The organism is Ectothiorhodospira variabilis, from assembly GCF_022227625.1.
Lineage (GTDB): Bacteria > Pseudomonadota > Gammaproteobacteria > Ectothiorhodospirales > Ectothiorhodospiraceae > Ectothiorhodospira > Ectothiorhodospira haloalkaliphila.
Genome location: NZ_JAJNAO010000001.1, coordinates 1 through 13057, shown reverse-complemented (window position 1 = coordinate 13057; position 13057 = coordinate 1). Strand labels below are relative to the sequence as shown.

The 13057-nt window shown below is 56.7% G+C and carries 9 protein-coding genes and 1 pseudogene; 8 read left to right on the top strand and 2 right to left on the bottom strand.

Annotation, left to right across the window (positions count from 1 at the left end; translation table 11 throughout):
• The first annotated feature begins 55 nt into the window (after positions 1-55).
• From LPW30_RS00050 to LPW30_RS00030, 5 genes are all read left to right on the top strand, one after another.
• A complete protein-coding gene (locus LPW30_RS00050; RefSeq protein ID WP_239679769.1) occupies positions 56-292 on the top strand; it encodes a hypothetical protein in 237 nt (78 codons plus the stop codon).
• Positions 285-1523 carry an Arm DNA-binding domain-containing protein gene (locus LPW30_RS00045; protein ID WP_239679768.1) on the top strand — a complete coding sequence of 413 codons (1239 nt, stop codon included), beginning with the start codon at positions 285-287 and terminating at the stop codon, positions 1521-1523. The genes LPW30_RS00050 and LPW30_RS00045 overlap by 8 nt, the downstream gene beginning before the upstream one ends.
• Positions 1513-1809 carry a hypothetical protein gene (locus tag LPW30_RS00040; RefSeq protein WP_239679767.1) on the top strand — a complete coding sequence of 99 codons (297 nt, stop codon included), beginning with the start codon at positions 1513-1515 and terminating at the stop codon, positions 1807-1809. Before LPW30_RS00045 ends, LPW30_RS00040 begins: the two co-directional genes overlap by 11 nt.
• Before the next feature lie 205 nt (positions 1810-2014).
• Positions 2015-2434 carry a helix-turn-helix domain-containing protein gene (locus LPW30_RS00035; RefSeq protein WP_274521592.1) on the top strand — a complete coding sequence of 140 codons (420 nt, stop codon included), beginning with the start codon at positions 2015-2017 and terminating at the stop codon, positions 2432-2434.
• Positions 2427-3443, top strand: a complete 1017-nt coding sequence (locus tag LPW30_RS00030) for an HD domain-containing protein (RefSeq protein WP_239679765.1) — start codon at positions 2427-2429, stop codon at positions 3441-3443. Before LPW30_RS00035 ends, LPW30_RS00030 begins: the two co-directional genes overlap by 8 nt.
• A gap of 228 nt (positions 3444-3671) precedes the next feature.
• Here LPW30_RS00030 and LPW30_RS00025 read toward each other — a convergent pair whose 3' ends face one another.
• Both LPW30_RS00025 and LPW30_RS00020 read right to left on the bottom strand, forming a co-directional pair.
• Entirely contained in the window at positions 3672-4526 is an 855-nt protein-coding gene (locus LPW30_RS00025) for a hypothetical protein (RefSeq protein ID WP_239679764.1), read from the bottom strand.
• A gap of 299 nt (positions 4527-4825) precedes the next feature.
• Complete coding sequence (locus LPW30_RS00020; RefSeq protein WP_239679763.1) at positions 4826-10357, bottom strand: site-specific integrase; 5532 nt, start codon at positions 10355-10357, stop codon at positions 4826-4828.
• A gap of 504 nt (positions 10358-10861) precedes the next feature.
• Between LPW30_RS00020 and LPW30_RS00015 the strand changes: the two are divergent.
• The 3 genes and pseudogenes from LPW30_RS00015 to LPW30_RS00005 all read left to right on the top strand — a co-directional run.
• A pseudogene (locus LPW30_RS00015) lies at positions 10862-11491 on the top strand (ADP-ribosylglycohydrolase family protein); the annotation flags it as partial.
• A complete protein-coding gene (locus LPW30_RS00010) occupies positions 11440-11982 on the top strand; it encodes a cyclin-dependent kinase inhibitor 3 family protein (protein ID WP_239679762.1) in 543 nt (180 codons plus the stop codon). The pseudogene LPW30_RS00015 and the gene LPW30_RS00010, both read left to right, overlap by 52 nt.
• A 138-nt stretch (positions 11983-12120) precedes the next feature.
• Positions 12121-13057 (top strand): DNA polymerase Y family protein (locus LPW30_RS00005; protein WP_239679761.1); only part of this gene is annotated, 937 nt, incomplete at its 3' end.

Below are 13057 nucleotides of genomic sequence, written 5' to 3'. Positions count from 1 at the left end.
CCTCTCGTGGGCTTCTTGCTCTCTAGGCGCTTATCTTACCAATAGGAGAGCTGCGATGTCACAGGAATACCTCACCACGGCCGAGCTGGCCGAACGCATCAAGTATGACCCCCGCACCATCAGGGAGCGGCTGAAGGACTCGGTGCTGCTGGAGGGCGTGCATTACGTGCGGCCTTTCGGCGGTCGCAAGACGCTCTATGTCTGGGAGACCATCGAGCGGGACATGGTCAAGCACTCACGCAGCAGCGGGATGTCGCTGCCGATGGCCAACGGGAAGGTGTGCAATGGGTAGCGTCAGGGTGCGTCCCCAGACGGGGAAGCTGTTCATGGACTTCCGCTTTCGGGGGGAGCGTTGCAGGGAGCAGACGGCCCTGGACGACACGCCGGCGAACCGCAAGAAGGTCAGGCTGATTCTGGAGCGCATCGAGGCGGAGATCACCCTGGGCACCTTCGACTACGCCAGTTATTTCCCGGGGAGTTCGAACGCCGAGAAGTTCAGGGAGAAGCAGGCCGCCACGGGCGAGGCGCTGGAAACGCCGCTGTTCTCGGAATTTTCCCAGACCTGGTTTGATGAGATGCGGGTCCAGTGGCGCAAGACGCACATCGACACGGTGCGCCTCACCCTGGACAAGTACCTGCTGCCCCACTTCGGAGAGCAGCAGGTTGGCCGCATCAAGAAGGCAGACATCCTCAGTTTCCGGTCGACACTCGCCAAAGTCTCCGGCCGGAAAGAAGAGAGTCTGTCGGCGACGCGCATCAACCACATCATGACGCCATTGCGCATGATCCTCAATGAGGCGGCCAACCGGTACGAGTTTACCTCTCCCTATCACGGGATCAAGTCGCTGAAGGTGCCCCGCACCGACGTCGAGCCGTTCACGCTGGAAGAGGTGAAGGCGATCATCGACACGGTGCGGCCGGATTATCGCGCGTATTTCATCGTGCGTTTCTTCACCGGCCTGCGAACCAGCGAGGTCCATGGCCTGCAATGGCAATGCGTGGACTTCGAGAGGCGTCAGATCCTGGTGCGCAACGCCTGGGTGAAAGGTGAGCTGGTCTACACCAAGAACGATGGGTCCTTCCGGACGGTGGATCTGTCGGAGATGGTGTGCAACGCACTGCGCGAGCAGCACAAGGTCACCGGGGAGCATCCCTTCGTTTTCTGTTCCCGGGATGGCGCACCCCTGAACCCGAATAACGTGACCTACCGCGTGTGGCATCCCCTGCTCAGGCACCTGGGCTTGCGCCGGCGGCGCCCTTATCAAACCCGCCATACCGCAGCAACCCTCTGGCTGGCGGCCGGCGAGAGTCCGGAATGGATCGCCAGGCAGATGGGCCACACGACCACCGAGATGCTGTTTCGGGTGTATTCGCGGTATGTGCCCAATCTGACCCGCCAGGATGGCTCGGCCATGGAGCGACTGCTGCGTTCCAGCTTTGGCCATGCACAGGGGGCAACGGCTGATGGCGAACACACCCCGTCTGCACCTGAGTTGCCCGAGGAGGTGTCGGATGACCGGTAGCGCAAACGCCGGGCGGAGACGGGTGGATCCGTTCCCACAGAAACACCCGGATAGCCATCAGATCGAGCACTTGGCGGCATGCCTGGAATCCGCCTTCCGAATCCCTGCTGGAGATCATCTGGTGGGGGTACTGGGAGATGGATCGGAGACCTCCAACAGTGAGGCATTGCGGACCTGGGTGTCGCGGGAGGTTCACCGTATCCAGCGTGAGGCGGTCAACGGCTGCATGCCGCAACTGGCAGATCAACTGCATCGGCGGATGTGTCGTTGGGATGGGTTGGTATGAACACTCTGATCCCTTTGTCACCCGATGACCGTGCAGTGGTCCCGGAGTGTCCCGGACAGGTTATGACCGTGTCCCGGGGCAGTCCCGGACACGACGGGACAGTGTCCCGGCTGCATGGAATGCACGGTGCAACACGGTACGCGGACTTTCAGGAAGAGGGCACTCGATTGTCCCGGGATGTCCCGGGACAGCGAAGGACATTGGTATGGGACAGGTAGAGACTCCCCCTGTCCCGGCCTCGCTGACATTGCAGCAAGCTGCCGCACAGGCGGGATGTAGCGTGAAGACGCTCTATCGCCTGATGCAGCGGGGGCGCCTGTCGTACCACAAGGGTGGCGACAACCGCCGTTACGTGAGTGAGGCCAGAATTCGGGAATTGTTTCCCGCGCCTTCGGTGAAGGCTACGGGCGATCTCGAAAGAGAACTTCAAGAGCTGAGGGAAACTGTCCAGGAACTAGCGCAACAGCTGGAGGCGCAGACCGAGGCGCTCAATCGCTTGATCAGGTTGTACCAGCCGCAAGATCTGGGATCACTGCTGACCAAGCATTGGCCGGAAAAGAGTGATCTATCGGGTGGTACAAGAGTGCCGAAGATGAGGAATGAGAGAGAGGTGAAAAATGGATGAATTAAAGCAATATAATCCGGATGCTGAGAGCACTGGGCATACAGAGATAATAACTGCTCATCCCAAGCACTCGCTCACACGTGTGTCGCAAATCTATCGGCTGTATGATCTTCAGTCCTATCATGACGGGAAAAAAAATCACTACACGGGCACATTGTATTACGATTGCCACTGCATCCCGGTGTTCTGGTCCAAATCGGGGAGGTATGCTGACCTGCGCGAGAATGTACTTGTTCGACCGTATCAGATCTCACAGAATCCTGACGAAGACGGAAGGTTCGAAATCAGCGGACTTTCCGTGCTTGCGCGGCCCGAACATAACGTGTCTATTTTCCGGACGATTCCGCCAACTTGGAAAGTCCCCGAGGGCTCCTGCAATCAGATGTCATGGATGGTGGAGAGGCTGCCAACGCATTACCAGCATCTGATCAATGCTATTTTTTGGGATGACAGCCGCCTTTACAAGTTCTGTCATGCGCCCGCTTCAATTAGACATCACCACTCGGTCCGACACGGCTTACTCACACACACCGTGGAGGTCAGTGAGACGGTCCTTCGCTTGTGTGCGGCAGAATGGCAGCATGCGAACGAAAATCTTACCGTTGCCGCTGCATTGCTGCATGACGCTGGAAAGGCGGAAGAGTATGAGTGCTACGCGCACTCGAGCTGGGTTATGACCGACCGGGGCATGCTGATCGGGCATGATATAACGATTGTCCAGTGGCTTTCAGCAGCGTACGCGCAGCTTGCATCGCGTTTCCCTGAACAAGAAATGCTAGCGCTGACGCATTTGCTTTCTGCGAAAAGGGGTGTGCCGGCTTGGGTTGGGCTACGTGAGCCTGCTATGCTTGAGTCGAACCTTCTTTCGATCGCCGATCGTATGTCCGCCGATGCCGACCTCCATGGGCAGCTCAGGAATCCTGCGGGCGGCTGGGGCAAAAAGCACTGGGCGATGCGGAACCGCGTATACAGCTTGGTACATCATGGGGAATGCCTTCGTGAAACGTAATTGTGAAAGGCACGCTCAATCATTGCTAGCCGCGATGCGCCGTGCTGTATCTGTGACAGGGGCCGGATCTTGGAGCGGGAGGCCGGCGGTGCTTTGGGCGCGAGAGGAAAAGCTTCAGCTACGAACACGCCCTTCTCCCGCTCGGGGAGAAGGGAAGGGGATCGTGTACTTCATCGTTTCGTGAGCGGCTTTCATGTCTTAACTGAGGATGCTCACCTGCGACTTGACTCAGTTCTGGCCGAAAGAGAGCGTGGTCTGGTCTCCGTGGCGCGGGTCAACTTGTACATCCAAGATCGACCCGCCAATCGGCTTTTTCCTGCCATCTGCGTAAGATATGATCGGTATGTACCGGACAGATATAGGAGTAAACGAAGCTTGTGACTGAATCAGCAGTTGACGATGCTCTGGCGAAAATGCCAGCTTTAGTTCCGCTTTATTACCCGCCGGTTTGATGCTGACGCACATTGAGGTATCGCGCAAACCGTTAACCAGCGCGCCAACCAGCTGAAATGTTTTATCCGGCTCTTCCACCGGTGGGTGAATTGGTGGAACATCCAGTTCACATTTTTCACCATCACTGAGCTCGACCCCAATCTTTTTACTCTGAGCTTTTCTTATCGCTTTCAGAATCGTCAGAGGCCCCAAAGGCATGATGATGGCATTTTTTGATTTATCGATCCGAAAGGTCTCTCCTTTTACCAGTTCCGCGGTGCTTGCGTCCACTCCAAGAATTGCATGTGCCTGATTCATTGTGTCAACGAGCTGAGTCAGTGTGCTGTCCACCAGCCACTTTAGATCTTCAATCTGTTCAGGGCCGACGACATCTGGGTCGTAAATCAACTGCAGAGTTCTGGTGACGCGCTGTTCTTCTTCTACTGCGTTTTTCCATGTCAACTCGACGTCCTGTTGGATGCCTTGCTTCTTCAGCGCACGGGAGGTCAGTGACTCGATTCCTTTTGCTAAACTTTTGAATTCGTCCTCACGCTCCTTTGATCGATGAAAAGGCCATTCAATGCAGCGATCGATTGGCTCCGCGTGTGCTATAAAAAAACTCGCTAATTTTGTCCGGCTAAAATTTGGCATCTTAGACTCCCTCTAAAATTATTCCAATACGTGCGAAACTACGTGCGAACTTGAACGGCGCAAACACACAGCCAGGCGCCGATAATCGGAGCCACAGAAAGCTGCCACGTTTACGACATGATGGGTGGCTAGCCACCCAGTTGGTTTCGCTGTATCAGCATCGTGCCGATCACACACGTAATAGCGGACATTTTAGTGAAGCCGTCAACGCCGACCCATGTTTTCTATTGGGCCACTCCAGTGTTGCGTCCCTACAACACCGCAATATTTCAAGATAAAAAACTTGAAACGAAGCACAATCACTGTGCAGGTTTTGACGTTATTCCATAATTGTCGCTCGTGTCAAGCTCCGCGCCGGTGATTTGCAAAAAAACCGAGAGCAGATAACTCACACGGTGAACCGTTGCCATGGTCTTCAGTTGTGGCGCGATCTGTGTGAGCCGAAGTTCTACGCGTGCACGTCTCAGCCTAGATGACTTCGCCCGTGCCCGTCGAACCTTCGCGTGAGGTCCCTCGATGGGCCAGCCGAGTTCCCGGAGATCATTAAGTAAGGCTGCTGATATCTCGTAATCGGTGGGTAATCGGAAACTACCAGCCAAAGTGTCCGGGAGAAGTTCGTAGTATTGCACTAGGCATCGGGCATCCTGAACGGATGTGACAATTAACGCATGGTCGTCCGGCGTATAAGAGCGACTCCACGCGTCGAGACCCTGCCTCAATGTTTGCATATCAGTGAAAGGTAATTCTTCGAGCCATGTTGTCAGGTCGCGCAGGTAATTTCTTGATCGCTTGGTTTCAAGTGTCGACAAGTACCCGTTGCTTAATGAAGAATCAGCCATGGCTGACTGAATCAAGGGGTCCCTGAGTGTGGTGGTTAAGTTATATTTATCAAAACCAGAGGCTCTTTCAGTGTTGGTGGCTTTGGTGATAATACGCTGGGTCATGCCAGAAGTGATATGAAGCATTTTGGCTAGAACATCTACTCCCAGGTTGGATGATCCATACAGGCAAAGCAGTAGGTCAATTTCGGGCAGTGTAATTGAGTCGCGCGAGTCGCTTTGGAACGAGACCTTAACGTCATCTCTGGTCTCCATGGTTTCCACCGGTGGCAGATTAATTCTTGCGTCAGCGTGGCAGTTCATTGCCAGGCTCAGGTTGTCGCGACTCCGGCGACGACGTGAACGTACCGTGGCGTGCACAGTGCCAGTGGTGTAAGCCATGGCATGATCCGATAACGTTGGTGCGCGACGTTGAGCGATGGATGCTGCAATGGTATCCAGCGAGTGGCCGTAGCTGGTCAATGACGTAATTTCAGTCGCATGACCCATTGCGGTGCTGATGCTTTTGAGGTGGCGGTCATTATCGTGAGATCCGAAGTATTCTTGTGTAGCCTGCAACGTGGCTTGCTTCGGAATGAACGGTACCGCCTCCCCGATTTCGTGGCCCATGTCCCTGAAATGTGTGTACGCGAAGAGGCGCGTGGCCCAGCTGTGCCTCAGGTGGTGGAACCGGATATTTGGATCACCTGTGATCGACCTCATCGCGACATGGATGTGCTTGACAATGATGTGATGATTGTCAAGAGTGCAATGAGTGGTGGTCTCGGACATGAGTGGGAATAGCGGATTGTTAGTAAAGCCTTGTTCACCATACTGCAGGATATCCTTCAAGATGCTGATCTCGGTCTCGGTAAGCGATTCCAGAAGGGGAATCACCCGTGAACCAGCAACCGTCTTTACTTCTCCTTGAGCACTGTTACGAATCCAGATGCACATCTCGCTGGTTGTGGCATCATACTGAACTTCGCGATACTGTAATCGCCAGGCCTCACCAAATCGAACGCCGAAGCGAAAACCCAAAAAAACTAGCCACGCGCAGCGAATGCGTGCACGTGTCGATAGGTCAGAAGCCGTGATGAGTGTGTCGAGTATGTGTAAATACTCCTTATCTGTCAGGTAGTTGGCGTCAGACAGCTGCGGCTGAATCTGTGCTCCCGCGGCGTTACGGATAGCCGTCCAGTCTGGTTCCTCAATCTGATACTGATTGACGAGAAAGTCGTGAAATGCCTGTAATCGACCATACAGCATTGGCCTCATGGGGGCAGGTTTGGAGTATAAGATAGATGAATAATATTCTTCATAAGCGACGTCAGTCAGGTTCAGAAAGTCCGTGGTGATGCTGGGTCGTAATAGTGCATCAGAGACCAGCGGAACGTATTTGCGAATAGTCGAGAACGCTAGATTACGTTTGGAGGGAGTACCCGACCGGCAAAGGGCGATGCCCCATGTCGCTATCAGTGAAGGTAACTGTGACCACTTGTGTGGCCGTGTCATCAGCTCGTTTTCGAGGGCACGAGCAAGAGTGCTCTTGCGTTTTCGGTTCGGGCGTGAATTTCCGGCAATAGGTAAGGCCTGGGTCTTGTTGAAGTGAAGGGTGAGTTGCTTTTTGAAAAGGGATCTTTCACCTTTAGCGACTCCTGGATTACATTGCCGGATATCAAACAGCAAGCGTTCGAGGATTGCATCCTCTGATTCCCGGGCTTGTTCAGGTAGGGAAAGTGGGAGGTCACTTAAAATACGGTACCAGGCTCTTAAGGGTAAAGAGATACTTTTCACGTCTCCACACAATGCTGCGTAAATGTAACCTGGTAGCTCGATTGTGCCCGCAGCTTGAGCATATCGAAGGAGCAGGGAAAAGTTGATCCTTTTTTGACCAGTTAGAGAAAATAGAAGTGTTTGTGCATGCTCCGAGGTTTGTTTGGGGTCCGCGATCCACTCGGGTGGATCAGGAGCATGACCTGTCATGCCAATGATCAGGGAGCGACTGACCGGGTCGGGAAACCATCGATAAACTGGCCCATCGGACTCTCCGGTTATCCACGGAAGATCAATGAACAGTTGTTCCCCGTAGCGGTATAGTCGATTGAATAGGGCTGATGGTATGTGCCCCAGGAGCGCAGGATCGGAGATTCCAGAGAACAGGGTTGCCGACATGATGATCTCGGCAATCCGTATGTCAACATCAAACTCTCTTCTGGTTTTACCCTGGGTATCGAGATAAGATAGAAATTGGTCTCGTAGTTTAAGTGCCGCAGCGTAGTGATATAGTGTGTCGGCGTGGAAGGGTGAGGGATCGGGTTCGAGAACTCGGACGTGTGTGGCCCTTCTGAGCATTCCGTTCCCACCCGGCTGGGTGCGAACGAGCCGATGCAGCATGCGCAGCGCATGGTTGGGGGAGTATCCTTGCGCTTTGGCGTCGTTCAGGATTTCCTGGGTGAGTGCTTTGAATTCTTCGGCGTCAACCTTCTCCCAGCTGTGAAGTCCATTTCGAAATTTCTCCACCATGTCGCGCAGTCTGGATGCGATTTTGCTGAGCCTCTCCTTGCGGATGCGTGCACGACGATGGTGGGCGTTGTGAATGTCGCTATTCTTGCCGCCTCCCGCCTTTGGCCGTATGGGGGGACGATTCCCCGTATAGCGCAGTGGCGGCTTGATGGCTGACCAGCCTTCAGCCACCAAGGTGCGCTGGACATGCTGGGCGATCTCAGCGAGTTGGTCGAGAGCGCTGCGGGTGGACGTCGCTCCAAGGGGATGGTTCAGACCTTCGGTATGCCCAAGCTGAATCTGCACGAGATCGGCGCTATGACAGGATTGGTAGAGCTCCGTGGCGAGAACGTGCCGGATCAGCCGTGTAGGGAGTGGCCAATGGCGATACCACCTCTTGTCCAGGGTTCCGGGTGTGACGCTCTGGCACTCAAGCTCAGGAGATAGATAGAAGAAAAGTGGGGTTGGCGTGTCTCGGCCTGCAAGGATTGCGGGCACATCCTTGATCCATTGGGGGAGACGCGTTCTGGAGTCGTCTTTGATCCGGTTTGTCAAGGCTTTGAGGTAAGTGAGGTAGTGGTGAAGCTGTTCGCAGGCAAGCGGCGCAAGCGCGACGAGACGCCATTGCCTCGATTCGGTTACGACCTTGTCCTGAACGAGCAGAAGTCCCCGCTCCATGTCGATTTGACGCAGGCTGGGGAAGGGGTCACGAACCGCTCTGTGGCCGGTGGCTCTGAAGAGCAGGGCCAGGCAGTGGTCCACGAAAGCATTGTGTCGCTCAATCAAGCCGTCGCGCGCATCAAGCAGTTGGCGAAGATCAGCGCTGGCCCCCTTGGCGAGGCGTTGTCGCGATTCCAGTGATGGGTAGTGGCCTGTAACTGAATCTGCTCCGCCCTGTATAGAGGCCATGGCCTTGATTGAGTATGGCGGCGATGATGGTTCGTCGATCAGACGCTGACTCACCAGGCGATAGGCGTGGCGGATTCGCTGGATGTCATGTGAGATATAGTAGGAAAGGACCGGGGGTGCCTGTGCAGGTGTACCGCACAAGTGGTGGGTAATGACTGGGTCATGGAAGGACACGGCCAGTTCCACATTCAGGGCGGCCGAGATGCGCTCTTGCCGGATGCGCTGGAACAGTGTGTTCTGGCGAATGTCATCCATGGCAGACTTGACCTCGTCTTTGGCTTGATCCGTGTGAATTCCTAGGTGCTTGGTGAGCGAGCCTTTCTCAGTACCGATGTGCTTGGACGCCCAGGATGCCATTTGAGACGGCAGTTCAAGTTCCAGTATTTCGGACCTTGGGGTCATGGTGTATTGCAGATGTCCCGGTGGCGAATAGCCGTCAGCGGGCAGGCGGATTTCGCGTCGGTAAAGGCCTTCGCGCGTTAACTCGCCAAGGGAGCCGCAAGAGATACTCAGGACACTGTCCAGATCCCTCCCGAGCAGATACATCAGCGCAATGAGCCCAGCAGTACGTTGTTGCGCCGCATTGTCCGAAGCCAGCCGAGACTTGATCTCTTGCACGAAATGCCGGCGTTCAATCGGCGTGAGTCGCGCATAGGTGTTTGGCACGATGGCCTGGTGTGCAGTAGTCCATCTGCGTGATTCACGAGCGTCCGCATCCAGGTCGCCAGTCGTGGGTGTCTCGGCGTCCGGTTCACTTTCCGGTTCTTGCTCATGGATGAGGTCGGTGCCGGGCGGCTCACCGGGGGCGTCTTTGTCGACCGGATGGGTGTAAATGCCAACCTGGCCCTTAGGTGGAGAGGGTGTGAAGTCAGGTAGCTTGAGCTGGAGGCGGGGGCGGCCCGGGGGTAATGGCTTTTTCTTCGGCTCGGGGGGGTGCTCAGATTCTCCCGCGGTTTTGGAGTTGCTTGGAGAGATTTTCTGAAGGCTACAGACTGCCAGTATTACGGAGTTACCTGGAGCAGGTATGGTCTTTGGGTTTAGGCCTGTTAGGTAGTCGCGTAGATCGTCAAGTGATGCGCGGGTACCCTGATATGTTGGTAGACTTTGTAAAAAAGATAGGTATGCGGGATTTGGGGAGATTGCCCTTCGTAAATCTGTAGCTATCTTATGATCTAAGGGCGCGGGATCAGCGAGGATGCTATCGATGGCCAGTTGCAGTATCGCTTTGGCCTGCCCTCCGGAAATGTCAGCTGGTGGCTGTAATAGCAAGCTGGGGATGGGGTGCTTTGTGAATGAGCCGCCAAGTGGATTGCCCGCCCGGACACTGTGCGCCAGCCTGGTCCATTTCTGTGTATGAGCAATGGTGTTGGCCTCGGATAGGGTTTCCTTCCATCCCGCATACCTCTCCGGAGCGAGCGAACTGCGGTCGAGCTCGTCCAGCGCCGGCAAGAGTGCGTCCACCACGTTGAACAGGCCCTTGAATCCTTCTTTCAGTTCGAGGGCCCTATCGATCTCCTCTGCCCACCGTAGATTGGATGGTTTTCCGTATTCGGAAATTGCGGCTTGAAGGGTGCTTGGTGCGGTTTTTCGATTTGGCATCAGTCAGGGGGGGGGGTATTTCAGGGCTTACCCAGGCCGTCAATACGTGCCGGCAGGAGTCGGCAAGAGCTCCTGAATCGGGGATGCTTTGATTGAGAAAGGAGTGCGCCGGGTCTGTGCACAGTGTTTCGCGAAATGTGCCAAAAATCCAGTATTACATGAGTCGCGGCAATTTCGGCTACTGCTGGCTGCACATGGTGGTCGGGGAAAGTTTCGTGGGTTCAATGGGTTAAAGCCTCTGTTTTCGCAGGGGAGGGTGCGGAGCAGCGATTTGCCCGCGCTACGTTCTGCCAGAATCCGTGAGATTCCCAATGAACCATGTGGTGCAGGATGAGCCATCGCGTTCACGAAGGTGGGTCACCGGATGTGAATGCTTGACGGTCGACGGCAGTCGGGACCTTGTATTGCTGCGGCTCTGCTTCAGGCGAGGTGAATGAACTCAGGAGAGTCAAGCCAAATGATGCAGGATGATCGTGAGCGGCAACTGCCACACGGGAGGGTCTGATGAGTTCACATGTATCCCCCAGCCTGAAATCACGTTACCGAGGCGTGCTGCTTGGCCTCGCAGCCGGCGACGCCCTGGGCACGACGCTGGAATTCGCTTCACCGGGCAGCTTTGAGCCGATCAGCGACATGGTGGGAGGTGGGCCTTTTCAGCTTGAGCCGGGGCAGTGGACCGATGACACCTCCATGGCTTTGTGTCTGGCGCAAAGTCTGGTGGCGCGCGGTGGATTCGATGCTCGGGACCAGATGGAGCGCTATTGCCGCTGGTGGCGCGATGGCTATCTCAGTAGCACCGGTGCCTGTTTCGATATCGGCAACACAGTGACGGAAGCCCTCTCTGCTTACTTGCACAGCCAGAACCCCATCAGCGGCTCGACGGCCAGAAGCAGCGCAGGCAACGGATCCTTGATGCGGCTCGGCCCCGTGCCCCTGGCCTATCGCCGTCATTCCATCCGCGCCATGGCGGCCGCCGTGGCCAGTTCCAAAACCACCCACGGAGCCCCAGAGTGCCTGGATGCCTGCCGGGCGTTCAGTGGCTTGTTGCTGGCTGCGTTGGAGGGGTGGAGCAAGGAGCGACTATGTACCGCATCCTGGCAGGAACTGCCGGGCTTTGTGGCGGAGGACGAGTTGGAGGTGGCCAGATCGGGATCACCTTCTGTCCTGGAAAGCATCAGCAGGATGCGATGACGGGCCGGTGGAAGCGGGATCTTCAGCTAGATCTCAAGTCCATCCAGATGTGGGGCGCGTCAGCGGTCATCACGCTCATCGAGGATCACGAATTTGCCGAGTTGTCCGTGCAGGGCCTGGGCGACGTGGTACGTGCCTTGGGCATGACCTGGCATCACCTGCCCATCCCGGACATGTCGGTGCCGGATCCGGGGTGGGAGCAGCGCTGGCAGGGTGTGTCCCCATCAATGCACGCGCTGCTGGATCATGGCGGGAAGTTGCTGATTCACTGCAAGGGCGGCCTGGGGCGTGCCGGCACGGTGGCCGCCCGGTTACTGATCGAACGCGGGTATGCCCCGGATGACGCCATGGCCAGGGTACGAGCGGTCCGAACGGGTGCGATTGAGAATGCGCTTCAGGAGCGGTATCTGTTGGCCGGTTTCCGCTCCGGGTAGCGCTGGGCCGACGAGACGCCCTGGTGTTACCTGACGGGAAGACGTCCGACGCAGCCAACGGACAGGGCGAGGGTAACGATCAGCAGCCCGGTATCCTTGGTGCTGTGCACGAGTTATCGGATTCATGGACAATGCCGCATGGACGGCAGCCGCTGCATTGCCCATCTCGACATGGATGCGTTTTACGCGTCCGTGGAACTGCTGCGTTATCCGCAACTGCGGGGGCGGCCCCTCGTGGTCGGCGGGCGGCGCGTCACGGCCCCGATGGCCGGCGACGATGGTGTCCTTCAGTTCACCCATCTGCGTGATTACCGTGGGCGAGGCGTGGTGACCACCGCGACCTACGAGGCGCGCGCCCGGGGTGTGCACTCCGGCATGGGCCTGATGACCGCCGCCCGCCTTGTGCCGGATGCGGTTCTGCTACCCGCTGATTTCACGGCCTACCGGCACTACTCGATGCGCTTCAAGACGGCGGTTGCCTCCCTTGCACCGAGGATCGAGGACCGCGGGATCGACGAGATCTACATCGACCTGACCACCCACGTCAGCGACCCTGAGCCGATCGCCCGCCGGATCAAGGAGGCGGTGCGTGCGGCGACGGGCTTGTCCTGTTCGATTGGCATCGCGCCCAACAAGCTGCTGGCGAAGATGGCTTCGGAGTTCGACAAGCCGGACGGTCTCACGCGCGTGGGTCCGGCGGATCTGAAGGAACGGATATGGCCGTTGAAGGCCAGCAAGATCAACGGGATCGGACCCAAGTCCACAGAGCGGTTGGCACGTCTGGACATTCATACCATCGGTGATCTCGCCCGGGCAGAACTCGGGCTTTTGCAGGAACACTTCGGGCCCCGATATGCCGCCTGGCTGCACGATGCCGCGCACGGGCGTGACGACCGGCCGGTGGTCACGGAGGCCGAACGCAAGTCGGTCAGTCGCGAGACCACCTTCGAGCGTGACCTGCACCCGAGACACGACCGTGCCGAACTCACCGGGATCCTGGTGGCACTTTGCGAACGGGTGGCTGCTGATCTGCAGGCGCTGGGCGTGCGTGGACGGACCGTGGGCATCAAGCTGC

Bases quoted from the DNA above. Each gene is read 5' to 3' on its own strand.
- LPW30_RS00050 (WP_239679769.1), top strand. From the start codon at position 56: ATGTCACAGGAATACCTCACCACGGCCGAGCTGGCCGAACGCATCAAG.
- LPW30_RS00040 (WP_239679767.1), top strand. From the start codon at position 1,513: ATGACCGGTAGCGCAAACGCCGGGCGGAGACGGGTGGATCCGTTCCCA.
- LPW30_RS00035 (WP_274521592.1), top strand. From the start codon at position 2,015: ATGGGACAGGTAGAGACTCCCCCTGTCCCGGCCTCGCTGACATTGCAG.
- LPW30_RS00010 (WP_239679762.1), top strand. From the start codon at position 11,440: ATGTACCGCATCCTGGCAGGAACTGCCGGGCTTTGTGGCGGAGGACGA.
- LPW30_RS00045 (WP_239679768.1), top strand. From the start codon at position 285: ATGGGTAGCGTCAGGGTGCGTCCCCAGACGGGGAAGCTGTTCATGGAC.
- LPW30_RS00020 (WP_239679763.1), bottom strand. From the start codon at position 10,357: ATGCCAAATCGAAAAACCGCACCAAGCACCCTTCAAGCCGCAATTTCC.
- LPW30_RS00025 (WP_239679764.1), bottom strand. From the start codon at position 4,526: ATGCCAAATTTTAGCCGGACAAAATTAGCGAGTTTTTTTATAGCACAC.
- LPW30_RS00030 (WP_239679765.1), top strand. From the start codon at position 2,427: ATGGATGAATTAAAGCAATATAATCCGGATGCTGAGAGCACTGGGCAT.